The sequence below is a fragment of the Pseudomonas serbica genome, from assembly GCF_028823535.1.
Lineage (GTDB): Bacteria > Pseudomonadota > Gammaproteobacteria > Pseudomonadales > Pseudomonadaceae > Aquipseudomonas > Aquipseudomonas serbica.
Genome location: NZ_JAQIYM010000024.1, coordinates 34,290 through 58,714, shown reverse-complemented (window position 1 = coordinate 58,714; position 24,425 = coordinate 34,290). Strand labels below are relative to the sequence as shown.

Here is a 24,425-nt window from a genome sequence, read left to right as displayed (position 1 = left end):
GGGTAGATCAAGAGCAAAAGCCAAAGCCAAAGCCAAAGCCAAAGCAAAGCCAGAGCCAGAGCCAGAGCCAGAGCCAAGCTAATACCTGTGGGAGCGAGCCTGCTCGCGAAAAACCTGAGAGCACCGCGGTGTGTCAGGCTCCCAGCGTCATTGTTGACGATCATCGCCGGCAAGCTGAACTGGCCTAATTATTCCGGCCGCCTCGCTTTGGCTTTTGATTTTCTTGCCACCTCGAGAGGCCGGCGCGAGGCACCGAACGCCAGGGGCAAGAGCGGTTGGTTACTTGGGGCTTTTCCAAGTGACTCGCTGTAAAAGCGAAACCATAAGTGGCCGTTACCGCAGGAATGGATATGTACGCCAAAAAAACAGGGTCGCCACGCCCGCACCCTGCAATCAATCGCGCTGCAACTTGCGAATCAGCGTGCCGATATCAATGCCCAGATGCTGCGCAGCCTTGCGCTTGCTCCCGCACAGGTGCACGGCGCGGAGGATGACCTGGCGTTCGAAATGCTGAACCTGCAGCTTGAGGTTCTGCTCCGATTCTTGCGGTGCTTGATCCTGCACGACCGAGGTGGCCCGGGCGCGCACCGGTTCCAGAAGTTCAGCCGGCAAATGATGCTCCTGCGCTTCATCGTCGGCGAGCACGGCCAAACGTTCGAAAATGTTCACCAGCTCGCGAATGTTGCCGGGGAAGTCATAGCTCATCAGGCGCTTGCGAACGCCGGCGGACAGGCTCAGGGACGGTACGCGATCGCCATTGATACGGCTGAGCAGGATGTCGATGAGGAACGGCAAGTCATCGCGGTGCTGGCGCAGCGGCGGTATCTCCACCGGCAGCACAGCGAGACGGTAGTAAAGGTCGGCGCGAAACTCACCCATGTCCACCAGGTGACGCAAGTCCTTGTTGGTGGCGGCGATGACCTGGACCTGCACGGTTTTGCTCAGGGGCGAGCCGACCGATTGGATGGTGCTGTCTTCGAGAAATTTCAGCAGCTTGGCTTGTACATGCAGCGGGATCTCACCGATCTCGTCGAGGAACAAGGTGCCGCCCGACGCCGCTTCGATATAGCCCTGCTTGCCGCCCTGCAGCGCACCGGTAAAGGCGCCGCGCTCGTAGCCGAACATCTCGGACTCGAACAGGCTTTCCGGGATGCTCCCGCAATTGACGTGGATGAACGGCCGATCGCCCCAACCGGCCGCCCGATGGATGTGCCGGGCGATGGCGGTCTTGCCGACCCCCGGCTCACCCAGCAACAACAGGCGCGCACGCCGGCGGAAAGCACGCACACCGGTGTCGGCGATGCTCGACAGCTGCGGCGAAAGGTGCAGGGCATTGTCTTGGGGATCGCGCAGGCCTTGTGGCTCCAGCGGCCGGGTGTTGAGCGATGCGCGGCGCTGCGGCTGGCTGGCGTCGAAGTCTTTCTGGGTGAGCATCCTGAACGGTTTTTCGTAGGCGCCGGTGGGGATCGCGTGGGTGCTGCTGAGTAGCACCCGGCCTTCCCGGGAACGGGTCAACGCACTGTTGCCACCGCGGTTCAGCGCCGCCAGGAAGTCGTCGTAGTTCAACGCCGACCGCTGGAAAAAATCACTCTCCGACAAGCCCACGGCCTGCTGTTTCGACAGCCGGTTGACGCGCTCGGCGGCCAGGTTGATGAAACGCAGCCGGCCTTCACCGTCGGTGATGATCAGCGCTTCGCTGAAGCTGTCGAGCAAGGCATGCAAGGCGGGCGTTTCCAGCAAGGCGCCCAGCACTTCGCTGCTGACATTGACCGAAGAGCGCATGCCCATCTGCAAGGTGGGTGGCAGGTTGGAGTCTTTCATGGGTGCAACTCTTGGGGGGTACGAATGCCCTGGCTTTCACGAAACACCGCCACGCGCCAGGCCACGCCTTCACGAATCAGGATGCGCGAGCAATGCACGTTGAAGTTCAGGTCGCGCCCGTTCAGGTCCGGCAGGGGCAGGTTGTGCCAGGTACGTTCGGGTAAGGCAGTGTCCAACAGCAAACGGGCGATGCCGGCGCCATGGGTGATGCCGAAAGTGTCTTCGAAGGCTGCGTTGCGCCATTGTGGTTGCTGGTGCTCATCAATCACCAGCACCGCGTCGGGCACGGCGTCGAAGACTCGGCGCAAGGCATCGATGCGTTGCTCGGCATCGTGCTGCATGCGCAACTCCTGGCTGACATCACGAATGCTGCCCCACATGCGCAACAGTTGGCCATTGACGATGGTGGCCCTGACGTCGTTTTCCACGTAGGCCGGCGAGCCATCGTGGCGACGATCCACCGACAGTGCGCCGTCGACGTGAAACCCGGATTCGATCAGGCGCCGCACAAACTCTTCGTTGGCCGGGCTACGCGGCCAGTACAGGCGCACCGGTTGCTGGTTGAAGTCGACATCCGACGGCATCTCATACACCTCGGCCATGGCACGATTGCACAGGCGCCAGTGGGAGTCGTTTTCGAACACCTGGCGCACGATCTCATCCGGGGCATGGTTGATGTCCACTGCCTCGGCGAATTCGATGCACCAGTAGGCGACCTTGGCGCTCTGCAGCATCTGGCTCATCACTTCATTGGCGTTGTGCATTTCGCGCAGCCGGTGCCCCAGCGTACCGAGGGGAATTTTCAACAGGTGCAGGCGTGCCGGCTGTACGTTTCGCCACTCCAGCACACCGTTGGCAATCACATGCAGCAGCCCACCGTTGTGGCGAATCAGGGTCAGTTCGAGGCTGTGGATCAGTTCATCGGCGGGCGGGTTGGCAAACAGTGCCTGCACCGTGCGTAGCGACTCGACGCTCAATACCCGTTCGATCCGTTGATTGAGCAGTTCTTCGGGCGCATAGCCCAATTGGTCGCTCAGGCTGGACGACAAGCTGAGCAGTTGTCCGTCGGCGCCGACGGTACTGGTCAGGGGCTGGGCTTTGTTGACCAGCAAATTCAGGATATCCATGCGTGGATCGGCTCGATTCGGCTAATGGGACCTGGGCACACAGGGCCAGGGCAGTTTGGTAGGGGCATATCGCATGCCAACTCAAACGCCAGTGAACAGTGGCCTTGCCCAAGGCCGTTTTGAACAAGTGCTGCGTTATTGCAGCATAATCGGCAAATACACAGCTCGTTGGATGAGATCGATGGTCGTGCGCAGAACGTTGTAAGGAGCTGGCTTGTCGGGTCGCCGCAGCGCAGCGAAGGCGTCCGTCAGATCACCTTCGCCATCAAGCCAGCACCTACAGGACCAAATCGATCTAAAAATTCCAGGCCACGCCCTGGGCGTTTTGCTAATCTGAAGTTGTAGGTGAAAACGCAGACTGATGCGCAAGCGGATAGCGAGGACGCGTGGGGCGCGCTCCGAAGGGTACACGGTTAGAAAGATCTCCGCGCTGAGATCCAGCCCTTATGCCGTGTGAAGCAGGACAGCGCTTATTGCTGTTGCTGTGAGAGTCCTGATAAACCTCGTAAGCCAGAGACCAGCGCTGGCCACCTACTTGGCTCTTTGAAGCCTGCCTTGTGCAGCTGAACATATGCAGCTAGCCAAGATCAAATGCCCCGACTTCGGGGCATTTGTTTGTCTGCCTGATTGCCATTGGCGCGATCTCAGGCCTTCACCCAACGCTGGCGACTCCAGCTGCTCAGCGTATCGACGGCAAACACCAACACCAGCATCGCCAGAATGACCGTGCTGGCTTGCGCTTCCTGAAACAGGCTGAGGCTGACATAGAGCATTTGACCCAGGCCGCCGGCACCGACGAAACCCAGCACGCTGGCCATGCGGATGTTGTTCTCCCAGCGGTACAGAATGTAGGCCAACAGTTGCGGCACGAGATTGGGCAGGGTGCCGTAGCAGAACGCCCACACGGCGTTACCGCCTTGCAGCCGGATGGCGTCGGCCGGTTCCGGCGGGGTGTTTTCCAGTGCTTCGGCGAACAACCGACCAAGCACGCCGGTGGTATGCAGTGCCAGTGCCAGGGTGCCGGCGTTCGGGCCGAGCCCGGCGGCCAGCACCATCAGCGCGGCCCACACCAGTTCTGGAATCGCGCGCAGGGCATTGAGCACCAGGCGGGAAATATTTTGCAGCGTCCAGCCGAAGCGTCCGGCTGCGGGCAATGCCAGCAGCAAACCGAGCACGGCGGCAAGCAAGGTGCCGAGGGCCGACATGGCAAGGGTTTCCACAGCGCCATGACCAATGGCTTGCAGATGCGCGGCGCTCAGGTCCGGGCTCAGGAAACGCTGTGCGTAGGCGCCCATCTGTGCCAGGTTGCCGCTGTCACCCAGTTCGCCCAGATCAATACCCAGGTAGATGAACGAAGCGATCACCGCCGCGCCGATACCGCCAACCAGCAGCAGGTTGATCAGGCGATTCATGCCAGCCTCCCACGCAGCAGGCGACTGAGCTGGTCGGCGAACAACACCAGAACAAGAAACGTCAGCAGCAGGCTGGCCACTTCACCGCCGGCGAACATGCGCAGTGACAAATCCATCTGCTGGCCGAGCCCACCGGCGCCGACGAAGCCCATCACCACCGAGGCGCGAATCGCGCATTCCCAGCGGTACACCGTGTACGAAATCAGCTCCGGTGCAACGTTGGGCAATATTCCATAACTGAACGCCGCCAGCCGACCGCTGCCGGTTTGCAGCAAGGCGTGGGCGGGGCGCTGGTCAACCGACTCGAATATTTCCGCGTAGACCTTGCCCAGCATGCCGCTGTAAGTGATGGCAATCGCCAGCACTCCTGCCGTCGGGCCTAACCCGACGGCGCGCACGAACAGCAAGGCCCATACGATTTCCGGAACGCTGCGCAGGAAGATCAGCACACTGCGCACCGGCCAGCGCAGCAACTGGCCCCAGTAACCCGGTTGCCCGGCCCGGTAAGCGGCGGACAGCGAGAGTGCGCGGCTGGCGAGCAGGCTGGCAGGGACAGCCAGCAGTAACGCGAGTGCCATTCCGGCCGTGGCGATGGCCAGGGTCTGCAAGGTGGCTTGCCACAGCAGTTCGAGGAACGTCCGGTCATGGGCAGGGGGCCAGAAAGCGGAGACGAAGCGGCCTATTTCACTCTGGCTGTCACTGGCCAGGAGCACGCCCAGGTCCAGTTCACTGAAATGAATGCCAGGCCACAACAGGGCGATCGCCAGCAGGCTGAGCAACAGGCGAGGGCGGGTGGCCGGGTCTCGGGTATCGCGCCTCAGCATCGGGGGATCTGCACAGCCAAGGGCGTCACGGCAATCGCTGGCGATTGCAGCTGTTCGTTGGCGTAGAGTCTGTCGAGCAACTCGCGATCGACTGCATCGGGCGCAAGGTCGAACAGGATCTGCCCGTCACGCAAGCCGATGATCCGCGAAAAATGCGCCAGGGCCAGCTCCACCGCGTGCAGGCTGGCGACCAGGGTGACGTCGTGCTTGCGTGCATGGCGGCACAGGACGCAAAGTGTGTGCGCAGCCAGGACCGGGTCCATCGCCGATACGGGCTCGTCGGCCAGCAATACCTCGGGCGCCTGGTACAACACCCGGGCAATGCCGACCCGCTGCAGTTGTCCGCCGGACAGCTGTTGGCACTGGGCGAATAATTTATCGCCCAGGTCCAGCCGGGCCAACGCCGCGCGTGCTCCCGCAATATCCAGTGGATGCAGCAGGTTCAGCAAGCTTTTGCCCAATCCCCACTGGCCGAGCTTTCCGGCCAGCACCGCCGTGACCACCCGCTGACGCGGTGGCAAGGGAGGCGACTGATGAACCAGGCCGATGCGTGCACGCAGGTGCTGACGCTGGCGGGCAGACAACTGCCAGGCATTTTCGCCAAGCAATTGCAGCTCGCCGCTACTCGGTTTCAGGCCGGTGGCGAGTACGTGGAGCAGGCTCGACTTGCCCGCGCCGGACGGGCCGATGATGGCGACCTGTTCACCGGCTTCGATGTGCAGGTCCAGGCTACGCAGCGCCTGTACGCCATTGGCGTGGCTGAGGCTGACCCGGGTCAGGTGCAATGTCATTTGAGCAGGTCGGCGGCGCGTGCGGCTTCCTCGATGCCCTTGTAGTTCTCAGGCTTGGTCTCGATGAAACGACTGGCTGCCTGCAAGTCGAGGATGGCTTTCTGCTCGGGGTTCGCCGGATCGAGCGCGAGGAACGCGGCCTTGATCTTCGCCGCCAGCGCCGGGTCGAGGGTGCCGCGCACGGTCCAGTTGTAGTCGTAGTAAGCCGGCGTGGTGGCGAAGACCTTGACCTTGTCGGTGTCGACCTTGCCGGCCTTGACCAGTTTTTCCCAGACGCTGGCGTTCAGCACACCGGCATCGACCTTGCCCGCCTGGACCCAGGCCACGGTGGCGTCATGGGCGCCGGAGTAGCCCACGCGACTGAAGAAAGTTTCCGGCTTGATGCCGTCCTGCAGCATGAAATAACGCGGCATCAGGCTGCCGGAGGTCGAAGACACCGAGCCGAAGGCAAAGGTCTTGCCCTTGAGGTCGGCGAGGGATTTGACGTTCGGGTCGGCGGTGATGAACTTGCTGGTGAACTGCGCATCCTGTTCACGCTGCACCAGGGGAATGGCATTGCCGGTTTTCAGCCGCGCCTGGACGAAGGTGAACCCGCCGAGCCAGGCCATGTCGATCCGATCGGTGGCCAGTGCCTCGACCACGGCCGGGTAGTCACTCACCGGCACGAACTCGACCTTCATGCCCAACTGCTGTTCCAGATAAGTGCCCAGGGGCTGGAACTTGCGCAGCAGTTCGGTGGGGGCTTCATCGGGAATGGCGCTGACCTTGAGGACGTCGGCGGCCTGTGCCAGCAGGGTGGTAAAACACAGGGACAAGCCGACAGCCAATGCCAGGGTGCGTTTGAGCATGAAAGTTCTCCGGTTCATTAGCGCAAGTATTTGCCAGCGCCGGACCCGCATGGATAACGGTCAGGCGCTTTTTGAGGGTAGACGACGTGCGGCGATTATAAGCGTTGCCGTGGCTTTGTCGCGCTCATGTCCTGCCGTTGATTCATTATTCGGCGGGGGGGCGACGTTACGTCACCGTTCGGTGGATACGAAGAGTCGGGTTCGCCCGATCATCCGCAAGGAGCTCGGGGTGAATGCGTATCGCAACGTATCCACCCTTCATCCAGCTACGTTGGCATACAAAAGCCGGGGTGGCGGGACACGCAGGCGATACATGGCGAGCGCGTAATGCAACGGCCGCACAACGGCTTTTACCTTGCGCTCACTGGAGAATCACCATGTCCCGAATCCCTACCCGCCATGCGGCAGGCCTGCTCGGCGTTGCCCTGATCACCGCGACTCTCGGCGCTTTCACCGGCCTTGCCCAGGCTCAGGAGTCAGGCCAGCCGCCGGCGAAAAACTGGCAGGCCGGCCTTTCGCGTACCGACCTGGTGCGCCGCGACCTCGATGTCGCCGGGCGCGAAGTCATTCAGGTGCGCGTGGACTTCGATGCGGGCGTGGTGTCGCCGAAACATTCGCACCCCGGCGTAGAGGTGGCCTACGTCATCGAGGGTACGTTCGAATATCAACTCGAAGGGCAACCGGCCGTGACGCTCAAGGCCGGTGACTCCCTGTACATTCCGGCAGGCACCGCCCATGTGGCCAAAAACATCGGCCAGGGCAAGGGGTCGGAACTGGCGACCTACATCGTCAAGAAAGACACGCCGCTGGTGGTGCTGGAGCAGTAAGCGCCCTTACTGCGACTCTGCCTGCCTGCGCCACGCGATCAGGCAGGCGACGACGATCAGCCCCAGCGCGACCAGGAAGGTCGTGCGCATGCCGCTGGCAATGGCCTGCGGCTGCGCGGTGCCGATATCGACCGCCTTGGAGGCCAGGGCAAACACGGCGCCCATCGCCGAGGCCCCGGTGACCAGGCCCAGGTTACGCGACAGGTTGAGCAGGCCGGACACCACACCGCGTTGTTCGGGCAGCACGCCGAGCATCACGGCGGTGTTGTTGGCAGTCTGGAACAGCGCATACCCCAAGGTGATAACGACCATGGACGCGAGGTAGCCGCCGACGCCCAGCGTTTCGGGCAGCACTGACAACAGGCAGCAGCCAAGCGCCATGCCCAGGAGCCCGGCGAGGGTCATGCCAGGGGCCCCGCAACGATCGACCAGGCGCCCGGCGGGCACACCGGTCAGCGCGGCGACCAGCGGCCCGACCGACAGCACCAGGCCAATCGCCACCGCCGTCAACCGCAGCGTCTGCGCCAAGTAGAACGGCCCGACCAGCAACGTCGCCATCATCACGGTGGTCACCAGCAGGCTCATGGCCAGGCTGCCGCTGAGTCGGCTATTGCGCAACAGGGCCAGTAACACCGTGCCCAGCGAATCGAAACCCGTACGCCCGGTTTGCCGCGGGCGATCCTCGGGCAGGTAGCGTTGCGCGAACAGCCAGGTCAGTACGCCCAGGGGCACGCTGATAAAGAAAATCCAGCGCCAGCCGAACCCGCCGATCAGCACACCGCCGAGCGCCGGGCCTGTCGCGGTGCCCATGGCGGACATGCTCCCCAGCAGCCCCATGGCGCCACCGGATTTGTCCTTGGCCACCGTATCGCCGACGAACGCCAGGGTCAGCGCCATCATTACCGCTGCGCCCAGGCCTTGTAGCGCTCTGGCCGCGATCAGCAGGTCAAGATTGGGCGCCAGGCCGCACAACGCTGACGCCAGGGTGAACAAGCCAATGCCGGACAGCAGCAGGCGGCGCCGACCGACAAGGTCACCGAGGCGACCGACGCTGACAATCGAGAGGGTGATGGCCAGCAGGTAGGCGATGACCACCCACTGCACCTGTTGAAAGGATGCGCTGAATGCCTGAGCCAAAGAAGGCAGGCCGACATTGGCGATGCTGGTACCGAGGGACGACAACAACATCGCCAACGACAGGCTGGCCAGCGCGCCTTTCACCGAGCGTGTGGGTTGAGCTATTGCCGCGACTGCGGGTTCGTTATTCATGGTATTCCCCTGTTCTGGCCACTCCCGATCGGAGCTACCCGAAATCTACGCCGGGGCCTAACATGGCGGAAGGCGCACGGTTTGCACTTATTACGTGCATACAACGCCATATCAACCGACCCTGGGGCCACGCATGTCCACTCCCGATCTCAACCTGTTGATCACCCTCGATGTGCTACTGGCGGAAGGCAGTGTCGCCCGGGCCGCCAAACGCCTGCGCCTGAGCCCCTCGGCGATGAGCAGGGCGCTGGCGCGGTTGCGCGAGACCACGGGCGATCCGCTGCTGGTCAGGGCCGGCCGGGGCCTGGTGCCTACGCCGCGGGCGCTGGAGTTGCGTGAGCGGGTCGCGCAGCTGGTGCAGGACGCTGAAGCGGTGCTACGCCCGGCCGAGCAACCCAACCTCCTGCGGGTGTCGCGCACTTTCACCTTGCGTAGCAGCGAAGGTTTTGTCGAAAACTTCGGTGCCGCACTGATCGCCCGCGTCGCCGAACAGGCGCCGGGCATACGCCTGCGCTTCTTGCCCAAAATCGACAAGGACAGCACGGCATTGCGCGACGGCTCGGTCGATCTGGAAACCGGCGTGGTAGCCAATACCGCGAGCCCGGAACTGCGTACCCAAGGCTTGTTCCGCGATCGATGGGTCGGTGTGGTGCGCGCGGAGCATCCACTGTGCGACGGCAAGCTATCGCCCGAGCGCTTTGTCGCGCACGCTCACATCAGCGTTTCACGGAGGGGGACGGACAAGGGGCCGATTGACGAAGCCTTGGGGGCGCTCGGTTTGCAGCGGAACATCGCAACCGAGGTCGGCGGTTTCTCGACCGCACTGGCGCTGGCCAGGGCGAGCGACCTGATCGCCACCGTGCCCGAGCGGCATACCGCCAATCTTAGGTCCGGCATGCACAGCTTCGTGCTGCCATTTTCGCTCCCGGAATTTACCCTGGCGATGATCTGGCATCCTCGACTGGATGCCGATCCAGTACATCGATGGTTGCGTAGTTGCCTAAGGGATGTTTGCGTTCCTTTTTAATATTAACCCGGTTATTTATTTAGTTGATGTTAAAATAGTGGCCGTCTCATTATTGAAACTATTCTGCGTCGGCGTTTGTTTGATTATAAGCGTTGGTCGGACTGATATAAAAAAAATTGAATTTATAGTTTCGTATGCTGTACGGCGTGGCAATATGGATCCAGTTCATTTAATCAAGTATTTGATAAGGGCTCTCAGTTGCTCGCGGATGGCCAAGGGCTATCAATTTTAGCGCTTAGTTATTTACTGGGAATTAATAAGTCTTGTTATTATAAGAGCGGTGTAACTCTATGAATAATAGATAATTATTAATACTTCTTCCGTGATTTCCTGTGCGTGAAAGTAACAGCAGGATTTGGCGACGAGTGGTGAAGAATTTTTGACGCTGGGCTTGTCAAAAAATAACTTCATAATAATCCACACGTTTCACAAATGTGATGCTAGTGTTCCACCTCCAATTAACCCGCACTTGTCTGTTTGTAGAGGACGTGCGTCATGCCAACTTTAAATCCTCGGGTTGCGATATTCGGTAATAGAGTTCCGAGCCTGAACCTTCCAGAGCTTGAGCACTTTACCGATCTGGGCAGCTTGCTGGCTGCCGATGCATTTGATGTGGTGCTGCTGGACATGCCAGCCGTGTACGCCGGGAAAGTCCTTCGAAAATTGCGCTCGCTTCCCCCTTACCGCTACACGCTCATTTACTGCTGCCGGGATCAGGATGGCTGGTGCGAAGCCTTGGGCGATGGCGCGTGTCCTGTGGAAACCGGCGAAATAAAAAGGCTCTGGGGCGTGTGGCAGGAACGCTTCGGGCTGTTCAGTCATGGCTCCGCACCGGAACGCTTCGAAAGTCGGGTGCTGTCCTGGCTGTGGTTGCGCGACGGTGCCCAGGTGGTTGCCCTGCGCGATCCGGAGGTGCCTCAGCACTATCGCTATCCACTGCTGGACGCCCTGGCAGATAGCGAGCAGGTCAACGCGTTTGTATGGCTCAGCCTGATGGTGCAACAGGACTGGCTGGAAGAGGGGGTCCTGATCGACCGCGTCCGCCTGTGTTCCGATTGTGGTTCGGGGCGGCTCAATTACATTGATGTGTGCACCGAATGCCAGTCGATGGACATTGCTCGGCAACCTTCCTTGCACTGCTTTACCTGTGGGCATGTCGGAGCGCAGGAGTCATTTCTCAAGGACGGGGTGTTGCTGTGCCCCAACTGCCTGAATCGGCTGCGTCACATTGGCAGCGATTACGACCGTCCGATGGAGAACTATCGCTGTCGCTCATGCCAGGCGTTTTTCGTCGACGCCGAGGTGCAGGCGCGCTGCCTGGATTGCGGCCTGTCACACACGCCGGACAAGTTGCGCATACGCGAAGTCAGGGATTTCCGCCTGTCCGAGGCCGGGCGTTTCCGTTGCCGCCAGGAATTCAGTGAAAAGTCGGCACAGCATTTCGGCAAGCTCAATCTGCTGGGTGGCAAGGATTTCTATGATCTGCTGACTTGGCAAATGCAGATTGTGCGCCGCCATCCGGTGCCTGAGTTTTCCCTGATCGGTCTGCGCTTCGTCAACCTGGCCGGTACGTTGTCGCACCTGGGTGAACAACGCGGGCATGCCTTCATCGATAGCGTCGCCGATCGCTTGAAGGAGTCCGTCAGGGAAACGGATCGCTGCTCTCGCAGTACCGAAGAGTTCTTCTGGATCATGCTGCCCCATACCGACGAGAAGGGGCTGGATATCGTCAAGCAGCGCCTGGGCCGAATCGCCGAACTGTTCTCGGCGCCGGAGGTCAGCGACATTACCTTGCGCGTCATCAGCATCACCGCACCCCAGGATCTACTTGATCAGGAAGATGGCGAACTGTTACTGGCGCGCATGGCCGGTGAGCTGGGTGATACGCCATGAGCCCTTTCCTCGAGCAACTCTTGGACGCACTCAGTGCGCTCGCCGGGCCGGATGGAATGAGCCGACTGTTCTACATGCTTTTTCCGGCGTTCCTGATGTTTGAATTACCGATGATGATCATGGTGATGCTGGGCGTATTGCGCTGGTTCACCCGTCGACGTACCAGTGTGCCGAAGATCAGCGTCTATCGGCCGAAGGTCTCTTGCATCATTACCTGCTACAGCGAAGGCATGGACGTTCAGACCACGCTGTTGAGCCTGTGCGAACAGACCTATGACGGCCACATCGAGATGATTCCGGTGGTGGACGGCGCCACGGTAAACCAGGCGACGCTCAGCGCCGTTCGCAGTTTCAACGTGGACCCGCAGTTATACCCCAAGCGACATTTACGACCGATCGCCAAATGGCAGAGGGGCGGCAGGGTGTCGTCCCTGAACGCCGGCTTGTCGCTGGCCGGCGGTGAAATCGTGATGGCGCTCGATGGCGATACCTCCTTCGACAACAACATGGTTGCCTCCATCGTGCGGCATTTCGAGGACCCCGCCGTACCTGCGGTCGCCGGTAGCCTGCGGGTGCGCAATGTCTGGGGCTCGTGGGTGACAGCCATGCAGGCGCTGGAGTATCTGCTGTCGATCCACATGTCGAAGATCGGCCTGGCCGAATGGAACCTGGTCAATAACGTCTCCGGCGCCTTTGGCGCGTTCCGCCGCAGTTTCCTGGTGAAAATCGGTGGCTGGAACACTCACACCGCTGAAGACCTGGACCTGACGTTGCGCATCAAGAGCTACTTCAAGCGGCATGACCTGAGGATTCCATTCGAGCCCGAAGCGGTAGGGCACACCGATGCACCGGCGACGCTCAGCCAGTTCCTGATGCAGCGCTTGCGTTGGGACGGCGACCTGTTTTTTCTCTACATCAGAAAGCACAACCGCAACATCAGCCCCCATTTACTGGGCTGGCGCACGTTCCTGATGATCCTGCTCACAGGCTTCTTCTTTCAGTTGGTGCTGCCGTTCGTCATCTTCATCTACACCTTGCTGGCCTTGTTCATCCTGCCGGGCAAGACGCTGTTGTTTCTGTTTGCGCTGATCTATGTGCTGTACCTGACGATCACCCTGCTGATGTTCATCGCCATGTTGGTGATGGTGTCCGACCGGCCACGACAGGACATGGTGCTGGGGTTGCTGGTGCCTTTCTTCCCGCTGTTCATGCTCCTGCTGCGGTGCTGGAGCGTCGTGGCCATGCTTAATGAGATCTTCCGTCGCGGCCATGAAGAAAGCTCGATGGCACCCTGGTGGGTGCTCAAGCGCGCCACGAGGTTCTGATATGCGCTCGCTATTGCTGGTCGTGACGCTGTGGATGTCCCCTGTGATGCTGACGGTACACCCCATGACGCTTCAAGCGGCGCAAGCGCAAAAGTGGTCCCAGGCCAGCTATGTGTGGGACAGCGAGGCGTTGCTCGATCCCGGGCAGCGGGCGGTTGAACTGACGGCACTGCGCAAGGCCGGGATGGACAAGATCTACCTTGGCCTTACGGGCGCACAGATCAAGGACTTCGCCACCACGCGCCAACGCCTGGCGCAATTGCTGCAGGACGCGCCTGGCGAAGGCATACAAGTGAGCCTTTTGCTGGGCGATCCAGAGTGGTTGAAGCCACAGGAACGCCATCAACTGACTGACCTGCTGGACAAATTCAAAGGGCTTTCATTCACCAGCCTGCACCTCGACCTGGAGGTCGAGCAACTGGGCGTGCCGGTGCCTGACCAGCGTTTGCAGGATTTGCTCGAGACCTTGCGCGTGGCTTCCCGAGAGAGCCCATGGCCAGTCGAGATTTCCAGCCATCATCGCTGGTTCGCTGCCGCCAAGCCCGGACACACCTGTGTGCCATGCGGGCTTCCCGACGCGGGTGTGCGTCAGGTCAGCCTGATGATTTATACCCGCAACCCGAAAAACAGCGCACGAATGGCAGAGCAGATCGCCCAGCGCTGGCCCGATCTGCAGTTTCGCCTCGCCCAAAGCACGGAGCCACAACTGGATGCCACGGAGTCCTGGGCCGGCGCGTCGACCGCGCAGTTGCAACACCAGAGCAATGCCTGGCGTGAACAACTGCAACCCCTGGGGATTGCCGGCATTGACTGGCAAGCCTGGCGAGACTTTCCAAAACGGTGAGCCGTCATGAAGATTCGTTTCGATAGTCGTAAAGAGTTGAGTCCAACTCAGGAACAGGGTTTGACCGTGCTCTACGCGCCGGGCAAACGCATGGCCTTCCGCGTGCGCTGGTATTTGATCCTGTTGTTGGTCGCCAGCCCGTTGATCTGGCTGGGGGCCAAGCTGGCCTACGGCATGTTGATGATCGACGCGCCGGCTCAGTTGCGCCTGCCGATTCTCGAGGTGCGCGCCCGGGATACCGGGCGTGTCGAGCAATTGTTCGTCAAAGCCGGTGATCAGGTCCGGACCGACCAGCCCTTGGTCAATCTCGACAACCCGGAATGGCGCGCCCGGTTATCGCAACTGTCGGCCATGCCGACCCAAACCCGACCTGCGCGCGATACCAGGTTGGGTGGCAGCGAACGGCAGTTGCTCAAGACCCGCATCGGCAGGGCGCAGGAGCGGGTGGGGGTGCTTGAAAGTCTGGTTGCCAGAGGGGCGGTGTCGCCTGGCGAGGTACTGTCGGCGAAGTCCGAGCTCGACAGTTTCAGGGCGGATCTGCTGGCGTTCGAGCGCCGTGAACAACTGGCCAACCAGGCGCCGCTAAGCGTCGAGCGCGATGTCATTCAACAGCAGGCCGAACAACAGTGGCTGAAAACCCGCCTGGCTGCGCTGCCGATCAACGCCGCGCAAAGCGGCCGGATTGCCGAGGTCTTGGTCAACCCCGGCGAAAACGTCGGCGCCGGTACGTTGCTGATGCGCATAGAGCGACTGGAAGACCCGCTGCTGTGGATTTACCTGGAACCGCTGAACATCAGCTACGCCGCCATTGGCCAGCCGCTGCGGGTGCGCATGCCGGATGGTGAGTGGTTGAGCGCCCATGTGGTCCAGGCAGTCGACAGCGCCGGGCGTACGCCGACAGTGTTGCGCGGGCCGTTCGCTGCCAGCGAAATGGGCTTGCAGGTCGCCGCCCGGTTTGATCATCCGCTGCCGCCGCGCTGGCGCATCGATCAATTGCCGTTGAATGTTCGCTTTCCCACGGACTGGCAAGGATTGCTCAGTGACAGCCGTGAGTTCATCGATCAATTAGGGGAGCTGATCGCAATGGATCGCAATCCCAACCCCAACACCCGCGTATCGGAGGCTCAATAATGATGACTGCTGAGCGAATCCTGGTCACCGGCGGCGCCGGTTTCATCGGCTCGCACCTTGTCGAAGCCCTGCTCGAACACGGTTACAGCGTTCGGGTCCTGGACGATCTTTCCACTGGCAAATTGTCCAACCTGCCCATTGATCGCTGCCATCTGACGCTGGTAGTGGGGGACGTCGCCGATGCGTCGACAGTCGCCCGGGCGATGAAGGACTGCACCGCCGTGGTCCATCTGGCGGCGGTGGCGTCGGTGCAGGCCTCGGTCGACGACCCGATCGCCACTCACCAAAGCAACTTCATCGGTACCCTGAATATTTGTGAAGCCATGCGCCAGGCGGGTGTAAGGCGAGTCGTCTACGCCTCCAGTGCGGCGATCTACGGCAACAATGGCGAAGGCACTGCGATCAGCGAAGACACGCCGAAAAATCCACTGACGCCTTATGCCGCCGACAAGCTGGCCAGCGAACATTTCCTGGATTTCTACCGACGCCAGCACGGACTGGAACCGGTCATCCTGCGCTTTTTCAATATTTATGGGCCGCGCCAGGATCCCTCGTCGCCGTACTCAGGTGTCATCAGTATTTTCAGCGAGCGGGCACAAAAAAAACTCCCCATCACGGTCTACGGTGATGGAGAGCAAACACGGGATTTCGTCTATGTCGATGACCTGGTCAAGATCCTGGTGCAGGCGGTCACTGAAGCCAAGCCGCGTATGGAACCGGTCAATGTCGGGTTTAACCGCTCCACCAGCGTCAACGATCTGGCGACGATGCTGAGCGAACTGCTGGGATGGCCGCTGGCGCTGACCTATGATGTGCCGCGATCGGGTGACATCAGGCATTCGCGTGCGGAAAACAGTCGTTTGCTGGCGAATTTTGCCCTGGGCAAGCCGACCTGTTTTGCCGAGGGCCTGGGTCAGCTTCTCAGAAGTATCGATGCCGGCGGGCGCTAGAGGCGGCTTCGGTCGCCGACAAATGCTCGGCCAGCACATCGTTGAGAAAGCGGAACTGATCGTTGAGCCCGACCACTTCGTTGCTGAAGTGATGGCCGGCTGCCGGAATCAGCAGCGCTTCGAATTTTTTGTCGAACATCAGGGTCAATACTTTACGAGACTCGAAGGGTTGCGAGTAGTAGTTGTTACCGAACACCGGGAAGCTCACGGCCAGGGTGACGTGGTAGATCATGACGTGCGCTCCTCGGAAAGAAGGTACCAGCCGAATGCGCTCAACGTGAAGGCCGTCAGGGCCAGGCAGGTCAGGAGATGGATCAGCATGGTTGGACCCTCCGCTACAGGGTTTGGTGTGGGGTTGGCGTTGATCCTACGCTGACGGTCGGTGGGCGGAAGGCAATCGTGGCGATGGTGAATATCGATGGGAGTGATGGTCGGATCCTGTAGATGTTCTCGATGGCCCCTTCGCGAGCAAGCCCGCTCCCACAGGGGTATGGGTCTGTGGGAGCGGGCTTGCTCGCGAAGGCGGCCTCAAGGTCACTATCGATTCTGAGCGGACAACGGCCGCCACCTATACTCAAACCAGGGGCTAATGAACGCCGGACCTCCCGTTCGGCGTACTTTTCAGGAAACCGCGATCTTGAACCTGCGTTCGCTGATCGTCGCCGTGCTGGTGGTGTTGGCGGGATGCGTCACGGCCCCGCCTGCCCCGGTGGAAGTGCCCCAGGTCATGATTTCCCCGAGCACCTGGCAGCAAGTGGACCGAGAGATCATTGCAGCATCGCAATCGGCCACCGATCAGGCAAAGATCTACGCGCGCGGGGCCATGGATTACTGGCGCACCCGCGTCTATCAGCTGACCGAAGAAAACTTCATACCCTGGTTCAGCAGTTATTGGACCCAGGAATGGCTGTCGATGAAAGTCAGTTGGTACTCCATCAGTTCCCAGGGCGAACAGGATGCGACGGCAAAACGCCTGGCGGCCTACCTGCTGGATAAGTACCAGGAAAAAGTGCTGGCCCCGGCGGCGCTCGAGGTCGACCCGGATGCGATTCTCACCCTGGCAGCGGCGTTCTACGTGGACATTGTCAAGGAAGAACTGCAGAAGATCTCCCAGCGCCATGGCGTGCCAATGGCCCAGCTCAATGGCCGCGTCCGGAAAATCCCCGCGATTGCCCTCGGACCGCCACCCGCCAGGGACGCCTCGCTGTTCCAGGTTGTGCACACTGAACAGTTGGCGACGTTGCCGGCCTACGCCGCGCTGGTCGACAAGGTCCACAAGGCCGGTGGCGACAAGGGCGTGGGCTCCACCGACACCGCCATGGCGCCGGTGGCCAAGCGCGCCAGTCAACGCATTGAGGCCGAGATGGCCCCGCGCGGGGCGGCCAGTGCGGTAGCGGCGGCAGCCGGGAAACTTGCCGGTGCGCTGATCTCCGTCGGCGTAGCGGGCGTTCGGGCGATCATCCAGGCCAACGACCGGCCAGACAGCGAAGCGTTGATTCGCAGCAGCCTGGGCAACACGTTCGACAAGGCCTGGACGAAGCTGCTGCAGAACCCGACGACCGGTGTCATGGCGAGCACCTTGTACATGGCCTCGCAGATCGAAGGGAGCCTGGCGCAGAGCGCCCAACCGTCGGTCGGTCCGGACGGCGGGGCTGTCGATTGGAGCCCGACCCAGTCGACTAACCAGCAGCTCAACCCATGACCCAAGGAGAACGCTCATGTCTTATGTCGATGGCTTTGTCATTGCCGTACCCACCGCCAACCGCGAAAAATTCAGGCAGCACGCCCAAATGGCCGCCGCCATTTTCATCGAGAACGGCGCGCTCAGCCTCGCCGAGTGCTGGGGCGACGACGTCCCGGACGGCAAGGTGACCTCGTTTCCCATGGCGGTAAAACTCAAGGAGGATGAAACCGTGGTGTTTTCCTGGATCGTCTGGCCGGACAAGGCCACCCGTGATGCCGGGATGGCGAAACTGATGACCGATCCGCGGGTACAACCGGACGTCAATCCCATGCCGTTCGATGGTCAAAGGATGATTTTCGGCGGGTTTGAAATGATCGTGCAGGCTTGAGCCGACATCGTCGGATCACTCCGCTGTCGGGGTGATCCGGCAACTCTTGCGGTTACGGATTTCGAGATCGCTCGGTCGCTCGCGGATGAACTCGAAACGCGGCTCGCCTTCGCTGTAATGCACCAGCCAGCCCCATTCCAGCTCCATTTCGTCCTGGCCGGGCTGAGGCGGCGCGGCCCACCAAGGTTCCTTGCTGAGGATCTGGCGCATACTCCCCTCCGGTTGATTCGCTTGCATCAACTATAACTTGCATGCCGGCAGACGCCAGAAACGAGAGACCAGGCATGAATGACGATACCCACGAACCGTTCAAACGGCTGTTTTTCGCCTTGGACTGCGCGCCCGCGCTGCGTAAGGCCATCGGCCAATGGCGCGGCGCCTTGCACCTGCGCAGCGGGCGTCCGGTGCCGGTGGAGAATTTTCACCTGACCCTGAAGTTTCTCGGGGCGGTGGAGATCGCGCAGATTGCCGACCTCTGCAGCGCTGCCGCGTCGGTGCGCACGCCGGGGGAACGCCTGACGGTGGAGCTGGATCGCCTGGATGTCTGGCGCAGGGCAGGGGCCCTGGTGCTGGCGCCCGAGCAGGCGTCGCCGGCGTTGTTGCGGCTGGTGTATGACCTGGAGCAAGCCCTTTTGCCGTTCGGCCTGGAAGATGCGCCCCGGGAATTTCGCCCGCATTTGACCCTGGCGCGTGACTATCGGGCGCCGGTGCCGGAGTCCGCCACACCGGCGGAATTCATCCTGCGGGCTGATCGCTTCACCTTGTTCGAGTCGCATAAGGGTCGCTATCGGGCGTTGGCCGAATGGCCGTTGGGCGGTGCCTGAGCCAAAACAAAAAAAGGCGCCCGAGGGCGCCAAACTTCACCTTAACCGAGGAGCCAGGTGAGGGATGCAGCGGTGGTAAGGCGCTGCATGAATATAAAAGGGGCCAGCGATGATCGTTCCCACGCTCTGCGTGGGAATGCATCCCGGGACGCTCCGCGTCCCTTTCTAGAGCCGAACGCGGAGCGTCCGTTGAGGCATTCCCACGCAGAGCGTGGGAACGATCAGCAGTGGGATTATTTGCCGAGTTTCACCTTGGTCCAACCCCGGGTCATGATCCGCTGCACCGCAATCGGCTGGTCAGGTACGGCATACAAGGTCGCCATCACCGCTTCGGGCGGGTACGAACCCGGTTCGTTGCGAATCGCCTCGTCCACCAACGGCGTCGCCGCCGAGTTTGCATTGCTGTAGCCGATGTTGTTGGTGATCTCGGCGATGATGTCCGGGCGCATCAGGAAGTTCATGAACTGGTAGGCGTTGTCGACGTTGGCGGCATCGCGCGGGATGGCGACCATGTCGTAGAAACTGCCGGCGCCTTCCTTCGGGATGCTGTAGTCGATCTTCACCTTGTCCCCGGCTTCCTCGGCGCGGGCCTTGGCCTGCAGCACGTCGCCGGAGTAACCGACGGCCACGCAGATGTTGCCGTTGGCCAGGTCCGAGATGTACTTGGAGGAATGGAAATACGCCACCGACGGGCGGATTTTCATGAACAGCGCTTCGGCTTCGGCGATGTGCGCCTTGTCCTGATCGTTCACCGGGTAGCCCAGGTAGTGCAGGGCGGCCGGGATCATCTCGGTGGGCGAATCGAGGAAACTGATGCCGCAGGCTTTGAGCTTTTCGGCGTTTTCCGGTTTGAACAGCAGGTCCCAGGAGTTGGTCGGGGCGTTGGCGCCGAGCACTTCCTTGACCTTCTGCGGGTTGAAGCCGATCCCGATCGAACCCCACATGTACGGGAAGGCGTGGGCGTTGCCCGGGTCGCTGGCGGAGGCGTTTTTCAGCAGCACCGGATTGAGGTTCTTCCAGTTCGGCAGCTTCGACTTGTCCAGTTCCTGGTAGACCCCGGCCTTGATCTGCTTGGCCAGGAAGCTGTTGGACGGCACGACCAGGTCGTAGCCGGACTTGCCCGCCAGCAGGCGGGCTTCCAGGGTTTCGTTGCTGTCGAACACATCGTAGGTCACACGGATGCCGGTCTCGTCTTCGAACTTCTTGACCGTATCCGGGGCAATGTAATCCGACCAGTTATAGACGCGCAGAACCTTGTCATTGGCCTGGGCGCCCGAGGCGATTGCGCCCAATAAGGACAGTGTCAGCAGAGTCCTGCCAAACATTTTCATCGGTACAACTCCATTCTTTTTATTCAAACGCAAAGACTGTGAAACGCGACGGCACTAGGCCGTCGCTTCTACCATTTGCTTTTTCGGTTGCTGCCAGGATTCGCTCGCCGTCTGGTCCATGGCTTCCTGGATCGCGCGTTTACGGTTGGCTTCGGCACGGCGGCTGAAGTACCAGACCATGAAGGTCACGATCGATACAGCCAACAGGATCAGGCTGGCCACGGCGTTGATTTCCGGTTTCACGCCCAGGCGCACCGCCGAGAACACTTCCATCGGCAGGGTGGTGGAACCCGGGCCCGAGACGAAACTCGCCAGTACCAGGTCATCCAGCGACAGGGCAAACGACATCATGCCGCCGGCTGCCAGGGATGGCGCGATCATCGGGATGGTGATCAGGAAAAACACCTTGAATGGCTTCGCACCCAGGTCCATGGCCGCTTCCTCGATGGACAGGTCCAGCTCGCGAAGGCGGGCGGAGACTACCACTGCAACGTAGGCGGCACAAAACGTGGTGTGGGCGATCCAGATCGTCACGATGCCACGCTCCATTGGCCAGCCGATCAACTGCGCCATGGCCACGAACAGCAACAACAGCGACAGGCCGGTGATCACTTCCGGCATCACCAGCGGCGCGGTCACCAGGCCGCCGAACAGCGTGCGGCCCTTGAAGCGGGTGACGCGAGTCAGCACGAACGCGGCCAGCGTGCCCAATGCGACGGCGGCAATCGCCGTGTAGCAGGCGATTTCCAGAGAGCGCACCACCGAGCCCATCAGTTGCGAGTTGTCGAGCAGGCCGGCGTACCACTTGAACGACCAGCCACCCCACACCGTCACCAGCTTCGAGGCGTTGAACGAGTAGATCACCAGGATCAGCATCGGCAAGTAGATAAACGACAGGCCGAAAATCAGCATGAACTTTGAAAATCCGAAGCGTTTCATCCCCGTGCCTCCATCTCTTTGGCTTGACTGCGGTTGAACAGCAGGATCGGCACAATCAGGATCAACAGCATCACCACCGCCAGGGCGGATGCCACCGGCCAGTCGCGGTTGTTGAAGAACTCCTGCCACAGCACGCGGCCGATCATCAGGGTCTCCGGACCGCCGAGCAGTTCAGGAATCACGAACTCACCCACCACCGGAATGAACACCAGCATGCAGCCGGCAATGATGCCGTTCTTGGCCAGCGGCACGGTGATTTTCCAGAAGTTGTTGAAGGCGCTCGAACCCAGGTCCGACGCCGCTTCCAGCAAGCTCTGATCGTGCTTCACCAGGTTGGCGTACAGCGGCAGGATCATGAACGGCAGGTACGCATACACCACGCCGATGTACACGGCGGTGTTGGTGTTGAGGATCTCGATCGGGTGCGAGGTCAGGCCGGTCCACATCAGGAAGCCGTTGAGCAAGCCATTGTTGCTGAGGATTCCCATCCAGGCATAAACGCGGATCAGGATCGCGGTCCAGGTCGGCATCATGATCAACAGCAACAGGACGTTTTGCGCTTCCTTGCTCGCCTTGGTGATCGCATAGGCCATCGGGAAACCGATCACCAGGCACGCCATTGTGCTGAACAGCGCGACCTTCAACGAACCCAGGTAAGCCGACAGGTACAACTCGTCTTCGCCCAGCAAGGTGTAGTTGCCGATGTTGAGCAGCAGGTTGAATTTCTGCTCGGCGTAGGTGTAGATCTCCGAGTAGGGCGGAATGGCCAGGGCCGCTTCCGAGAAGCTGATCTTCATCACCAGGAAGAACGGCAACAGGAAGAACAGGCACAGCCACAGGAACGGAATGCCGATGACCAGTTTTCGTCCGCTGGGCACCAGGCGCAGCAATTGCTGATTGAAGGTTCTCATGCGCGCAGTACCACGCCGCTGTCGTCTTCCCACCACACGTAGACCTGATCGTCCCAGGTCGGACGCGCACCACGGCGTTCGGCGTTGGCCATGAACGATTGCACGACCTTGCCGCCCGGCAGCTTGACGTAGAACACCGAGTGCCCGCCGAGGTAGGCAATGTCATGCACCTTGCCGCTGGACCAGTTGTAGCGGGTGTCCGGCTTGGTGGTGCTGACCAGCAGTTTTTCCGGGCGGATGGCGTAGGTGATCGACTTGTCCTGCACCGACGTACTGACGCCGTGGCCAACGTAGATCTTCTGCTCCAGGTCCGCGCTGTGAATGATCGCGTGGCCCTCCAGGTCTTCCACCACGGTGCCGTCGAAGGCGTTCACGTTGCCGATGAACTCGCAGACCATGCGGCTGACCGGCGCTTCATAGATGTCGACCGGGCTGCCGATCTGGGCGATCCAGCCCAGGTGCATGATCGCGATGCGCTGGGCCATGGTCATGGCTTCTTCCTGGTCGTGGGTCACCATCACGCAGGTCACGCCGACGCGCTCGATGATTTCCACCAGCTCCAGCTGCATTTGCGAGCGCAGCTTTTTATCCAGCGCACCCATCGGTTCGTCGAGCAACAGCAGCTTCGGACGCTTGGCCAGGGAGCGGGCCAACGCCACACGCTGGCGCTGGCCGCCGGACAACTGATGGGGTTTGCGCTTGGCGTACTGGGTCATGTGCACCAGGCGCAGCATCTCTTCCACGCGGGCGTCGATTTCCGCGGCGGGCAAACGGTCCTGCTTGAGGCCGAAGGCGATGTTCTGCGCCACCGTCATGTGCGGGAACAGCGCGTAGGACTGGAACATCATGTTGATCGGCCGCTCGTAGGGCGGCATGTCGGTGATGTCGACGCCGTCGAGCAAAATCCGGCCTTCGGTCGGGCGTTCGAAGCCGGCGAGCATGCGCAGCAGCGTCGATTTGCCGGAACCGGAACCACCGAGCAGGGCAAAGATTTCGCCCTGGTGGATCTCCAGTGACACATCGTCCACTGCGGTGGTCTCGTCGAACTTCTTGGTGACGCGGTCGACTTTCACCAACACCTTTTTCGGTGCCTGGTGACCTTCAAGAGCCTTCCTGTAGATGCTGGAGGCGTTTGCCATGTGAAACTCCCAACAGGTTTCAGTCGTCGGGCCAACGCGGCCTGACTTAATAGTTGATTGCAAACCCTTGCAGTAAGGCGCCAATCAGGACGCGGTCTCTGTAGGAGCTGGCTTGCCAGCGAAAGGCCTCTTCGCTGGCAAGCCAGCTCCTACAAGGTATTGCGCGTGCCTGACGGGCACTCCACTCGGGCTTATTCGGCGCCGCCGTCCTGGCTGCCTGGTAGTGCTTGTTGTTATTGCAGTGTGTTGTTGTCGCGGGTCACGGATGCGCGCAAACGCACCCGCCAGACCCACGGGGGCAGTAAATGATTTGATCGTTCATGACGTCAGCGCGGATTACGCAGCGCCGCCCGTTGCCGGCACGCATCGCCAAACGCCTGGAAAATCTTCAGGTACGGCGGGTTGTCCAGCACCTGCCATTCCGGGTGCCATTGCACGCCGAGGGCAAACGCCTGGCTGTTCTCCACCGAGACCGCTTCGATCAAGCCATCGGGCGCGAGCGCTTCGGCGCGCAGGCCGGGAGCGAGGCGGTCGATGCCCTGGCTGTGAATCGAATTGACCTGGAACACCGGCGGCAGATCCAGCGCCTGGAACACACCGCCTGGCTGCACATCGACGGCATGTGCCGGTGCGTATTGCACCGCCAGGTCCGGATGGTTGGCCTCGCGATGATCGAGGAAGCCGGGGAGTTCATGGACCTTCTGATGCAGGCTGCCACCGAACGCCACGTTCATCTCCTGGAAGCCGCGGCAGATGCCGAGCACCGGAACGCCCGCGGCGATGGCCGCGCGAATCAGGGGAAGGGTGGTGCGATCCCGCTGGGGATCGTGTTCCGTGCCGGGAGCGCTGTCGGGGCCTTGATAGTGGAAGGGCTCCACATTCGATGGCGAGCCGGTCAGCAACAGACCATCGAGCTGCGGCAGCAGGTCCTCGATTTCGGTCAGTTCGCCCAGGGAAGGAATGACAACAGGTAGCCCCAATGCCGCAACGCTGACAGCACGCAAATACTTGTCGCCGCTGACATGGTAGGGGTGCAGGCCAATCTGTTTGACGCATGCAGTAACGCCGATCAATGGCTTGAATGCCATTTTTATCACCTCGAAGTTTCACACTTGAACGA

Annotated in this window: 25 protein-coding genes; 11 read left to right on the top strand and 14 right to left on the bottom strand. The window is 61.0% G+C overall.

Annotation, left to right across the window (positions count from 1 at the left end; genetic code table 11):
* The coding region (locus NQL71_RS36910; protein ID WP_425520693.1) for a hypothetical protein at positions 1-188 on the top strand (188 nt) is incomplete at its 5' end.
* Between the two features lie 205 nt (positions 189-393).
* Here NQL71_RS36910 and NQL71_RS28480 read toward each other — a convergent pair.
* The 6 genes from NQL71_RS28480 to NQL71_RS28455 all read right to left on the bottom strand — a co-directional run bounded on the left by NQL71_RS28480 (position 394) and on the right by NQL71_RS28455 (position 6,823).
* Entirely contained in the window at positions 394-1,821 is a 1,428-nt protein-coding gene (locus tag NQL71_RS28480) for a sigma-54 interaction domain-containing protein (RefSeq protein WP_046817207.1), read from the bottom strand.
* Entirely contained in the window at positions 1,818-2,948 is a 1,131-nt protein-coding gene (locus tag NQL71_RS28475; RefSeq protein WP_077182523.1) for a PAS domain-containing protein, read from the bottom strand. The genes NQL71_RS28480 and NQL71_RS28475 overlap by 4 nt, the downstream gene beginning before the upstream one ends.
* Positions 2,949-3,592: 644 nt before the next feature.
* On the bottom strand, positions 3,593-4,360 hold the full coding sequence (gene phnE / locus NQL71_RS28470) for a phosphonate ABC transporter, permease protein PhnE (protein WP_046817209.1): 768 nt from the start codon (positions 4,358-4,360) through the stop codon (positions 3,593-3,595).
* A complete protein-coding gene (gene phnE, locus NQL71_RS28465) occupies positions 4,357-5,184 on the bottom strand; it encodes a phosphonate ABC transporter, permease protein PhnE (protein WP_046817210.1) in 828 nt (275 codons plus the stop codon). The genes phnE (NQL71_RS28470) and phnE (NQL71_RS28465) overlap by 4 nt, the downstream gene beginning before the upstream one ends.
* Positions 5,178-5,975: a phosphonate ABC transporter ATP-binding protein gene (locus NQL71_RS28460; RefSeq protein WP_046817211.1), complete on the bottom strand. Its 798-nt coding sequence runs from the start codon at positions 5,973-5,975 to the stop codon at positions 5,178-5,180. Before NQL71_RS28460 ends, phnE (NQL71_RS28465) begins: the two co-directional genes overlap by 7 nt.
* Positions 5,972-6,823, bottom strand: coding sequence for a putative selenate ABC transporter substrate-binding protein (locus tag NQL71_RS28455; RefSeq protein ID WP_046817212.1), 852 nt, complete (start codon positions 6,821-6,823; stop codon positions 5,972-5,974). Before NQL71_RS28455 ends, NQL71_RS28460 begins: the two co-directional genes overlap by 4 nt.
* A 377-nt stretch (positions 6,824-7,200) precedes the next feature.
* Between NQL71_RS28455 and NQL71_RS28450 the strand changes: the two genes are divergently transcribed.
* A complete protein-coding gene (locus NQL71_RS28450; RefSeq protein WP_046817213.1) occupies positions 7,201-7,650 on the top strand; it encodes a cupin domain-containing protein in 450 nt (149 codons plus the stop codon).
* A gap of 6 nt (positions 7,651-7,656) precedes the next feature.
* Here NQL71_RS28450 and NQL71_RS28445 read toward each other — a convergent pair whose 3' ends face one another.
* Complete coding sequence (locus tag NQL71_RS28445; protein WP_274643711.1) at positions 7,657-8,919, bottom strand: MFS transporter; 1,263 nt, start codon at positions 8,917-8,919, stop codon at positions 7,657-7,659.
* 133 nt (positions 8,920-9,052) lie between these two features.
* On the opposite strand from NQL71_RS28445, the gene NQL71_RS28440 reads away from it, so the two are divergent.
* The 6 genes from NQL71_RS28440 (at position 9,053) to NQL71_RS28415 (ending at position 16,089) form a co-directional block, all read left to right on the top strand.
* Positions 9,053-9,946, top strand: coding sequence for a LysR family transcriptional regulator (locus NQL71_RS28440; protein ID WP_274643710.1), 894 nt, complete (start codon positions 9,053-9,055; stop codon positions 9,944-9,946).
* Positions 9,947-10,441: 495 nt separating this feature from the next.
* On the top strand, positions 10,442-11,839 hold the full coding sequence (locus NQL71_RS28435; protein ID WP_274643709.1) for a TackOD1 domain-containing metal-binding protein: 1,398 nt from the start codon (positions 10,442-10,444) through the stop codon (positions 11,837-11,839).
* Entirely contained in the window at positions 11,836-13,164 is a 1,329-nt protein-coding gene (locus NQL71_RS28430) for a glycosyltransferase family 2 protein (protein WP_077182526.1), read from the top strand. The genes NQL71_RS28435 and NQL71_RS28430 overlap by 4 nt, the downstream gene beginning before the upstream one ends.
* A gap of 1 nt (position 13,165) precedes the next feature.
* Positions 13,166-14,008, top strand: a complete 843-nt coding sequence (locus tag NQL71_RS28425) for a hypothetical protein (protein ID WP_248687765.1) — start codon at positions 13,166-13,168, stop codon at positions 14,006-14,008.
* 6 nt (positions 14,009-14,014) lie between these two features.
* On the top strand, positions 14,015-15,139 hold the full coding sequence (locus NQL71_RS28420; protein ID WP_046817219.1) for an HlyD family secretion protein: 1,125 nt from the start codon (positions 14,015-14,017) through the stop codon (positions 15,137-15,139).
* A 2-nt stretch (positions 15,140-15,141) separates the two neighbouring features.
* Positions 15,142-16,089 (top strand): NAD-dependent epimerase/dehydratase family protein, encoded by a 948-nt coding sequence (locus NQL71_RS28415; protein ID WP_046817250.1) that lies wholly within the window; start codon positions 15,142-15,144, stop codon positions 16,087-16,089.
* Here NQL71_RS28415 and NQL71_RS28410 read toward each other — a convergent pair.
* A complete protein-coding gene (locus NQL71_RS28410; protein ID WP_274643708.1) occupies positions 16,061-16,321 on the bottom strand; it encodes a hypothetical protein in 261 nt (86 codons plus the stop codon). The two genes, NQL71_RS28415 and NQL71_RS28410, sit on opposite strands and share 29 nt — an antisense overlap.
* A gap of 405 nt (positions 16,322-16,726) precedes the next feature.
* Between NQL71_RS28410 and NQL71_RS28405 the strand changes: the two genes are divergently transcribed.
* Together NQL71_RS28405 and NQL71_RS28400 are read left to right on the top strand one after the other, a co-directional pair.
* A complete protein-coding gene (locus NQL71_RS28405; protein ID WP_046817221.1) occupies positions 16,727-17,791 on the top strand; it encodes a hypothetical protein in 1,065 nt (354 codons plus the stop codon).
* A gap of 16 nt (positions 17,792-17,807) precedes the next feature.
* Positions 17,808-18,161 carry a DUF1428 domain-containing protein gene (locus tag NQL71_RS28400; RefSeq protein WP_046817222.1) on the top strand — a complete coding sequence of 118 codons (354 nt, stop codon included), beginning with the start codon at positions 17,808-17,810 and terminating at the stop codon, positions 18,159-18,161.
* A gap of 15 nt (positions 18,162-18,176) precedes the next feature.
* Here NQL71_RS28400 and NQL71_RS28395 read toward each other — a convergent pair whose 3' ends face one another.
* The gene (locus NQL71_RS28395) at positions 18,177-18,371 is read right to left on the bottom strand and encodes a hypothetical protein (RefSeq protein ID WP_046817223.1); all 195 of its coding nucleotides are present in this window, start codon (positions 18,369-18,371) and stop codon (positions 18,177-18,179) included.
* Between the two features lie 74 nt (positions 18,372-18,445).
* Between NQL71_RS28395 and thpR the strand changes: the two genes are divergently transcribed.
* Entirely contained in the window at positions 18,446-18,985 is a 540-nt protein-coding gene (gene thpR, locus NQL71_RS28390) for an RNA 2',3'-cyclic phosphodiesterase (RefSeq protein WP_077182529.1), read from the top strand.
* Between the two features lie 233 nt (positions 18,986-19,218).
* Here thpR and NQL71_RS28385 read toward each other — a convergent pair whose 3' ends face one another.
* From NQL71_RS28385 to NQL71_RS28365, 5 genes are all read right to left on the bottom strand, one after another.
* Positions 19,219-20,316 carry a polyamine ABC transporter substrate-binding protein gene (locus NQL71_RS28385; protein ID WP_046817225.1) on the bottom strand — a complete coding sequence of 366 codons (1,098 nt, stop codon included), beginning with the start codon at positions 20,314-20,316 and terminating at the stop codon, positions 19,219-19,221.
* 54 nt (positions 20,317-20,370) lie between these two features.
* Positions 20,371-21,255: an ABC transporter permease subunit gene (locus NQL71_RS28380; protein WP_077182531.1), complete on the bottom strand. Its 885-nt coding sequence runs from the start codon at positions 21,253-21,255 to the stop codon at positions 20,371-20,373.
* Positions 21,252-22,133, bottom strand: coding sequence for an ABC transporter permease subunit (locus NQL71_RS28375; RefSeq protein WP_162837833.1), 882 nt, complete (start codon positions 22,131-22,133; stop codon positions 21,252-21,254). Before NQL71_RS28375 ends, NQL71_RS28380 begins: the two co-directional genes overlap by 4 nt.
* A 29-nt stretch (positions 22,134-22,162) precedes the next feature.
* Complete coding sequence (gene potA, locus NQL71_RS28370) at positions 22,163-23,305, bottom strand: polyamine ABC transporter ATP-binding protein (protein ID WP_046817228.1); 1,143 nt, start codon at positions 23,303-23,305, stop codon at positions 22,163-22,165.
* A gap of 326 nt (positions 23,306-23,631) precedes the next feature.
* Positions 23,632-24,393, bottom strand: a complete 762-nt coding sequence (locus NQL71_RS28365; RefSeq protein ID WP_077182532.1) for a gamma-glutamyl-gamma-aminobutyrate hydrolase family protein — start codon at positions 24,391-24,393, stop codon at positions 23,632-23,634.
* Between the last annotated feature and the right edge of the window lie 32 nt (positions 24,394-24,425).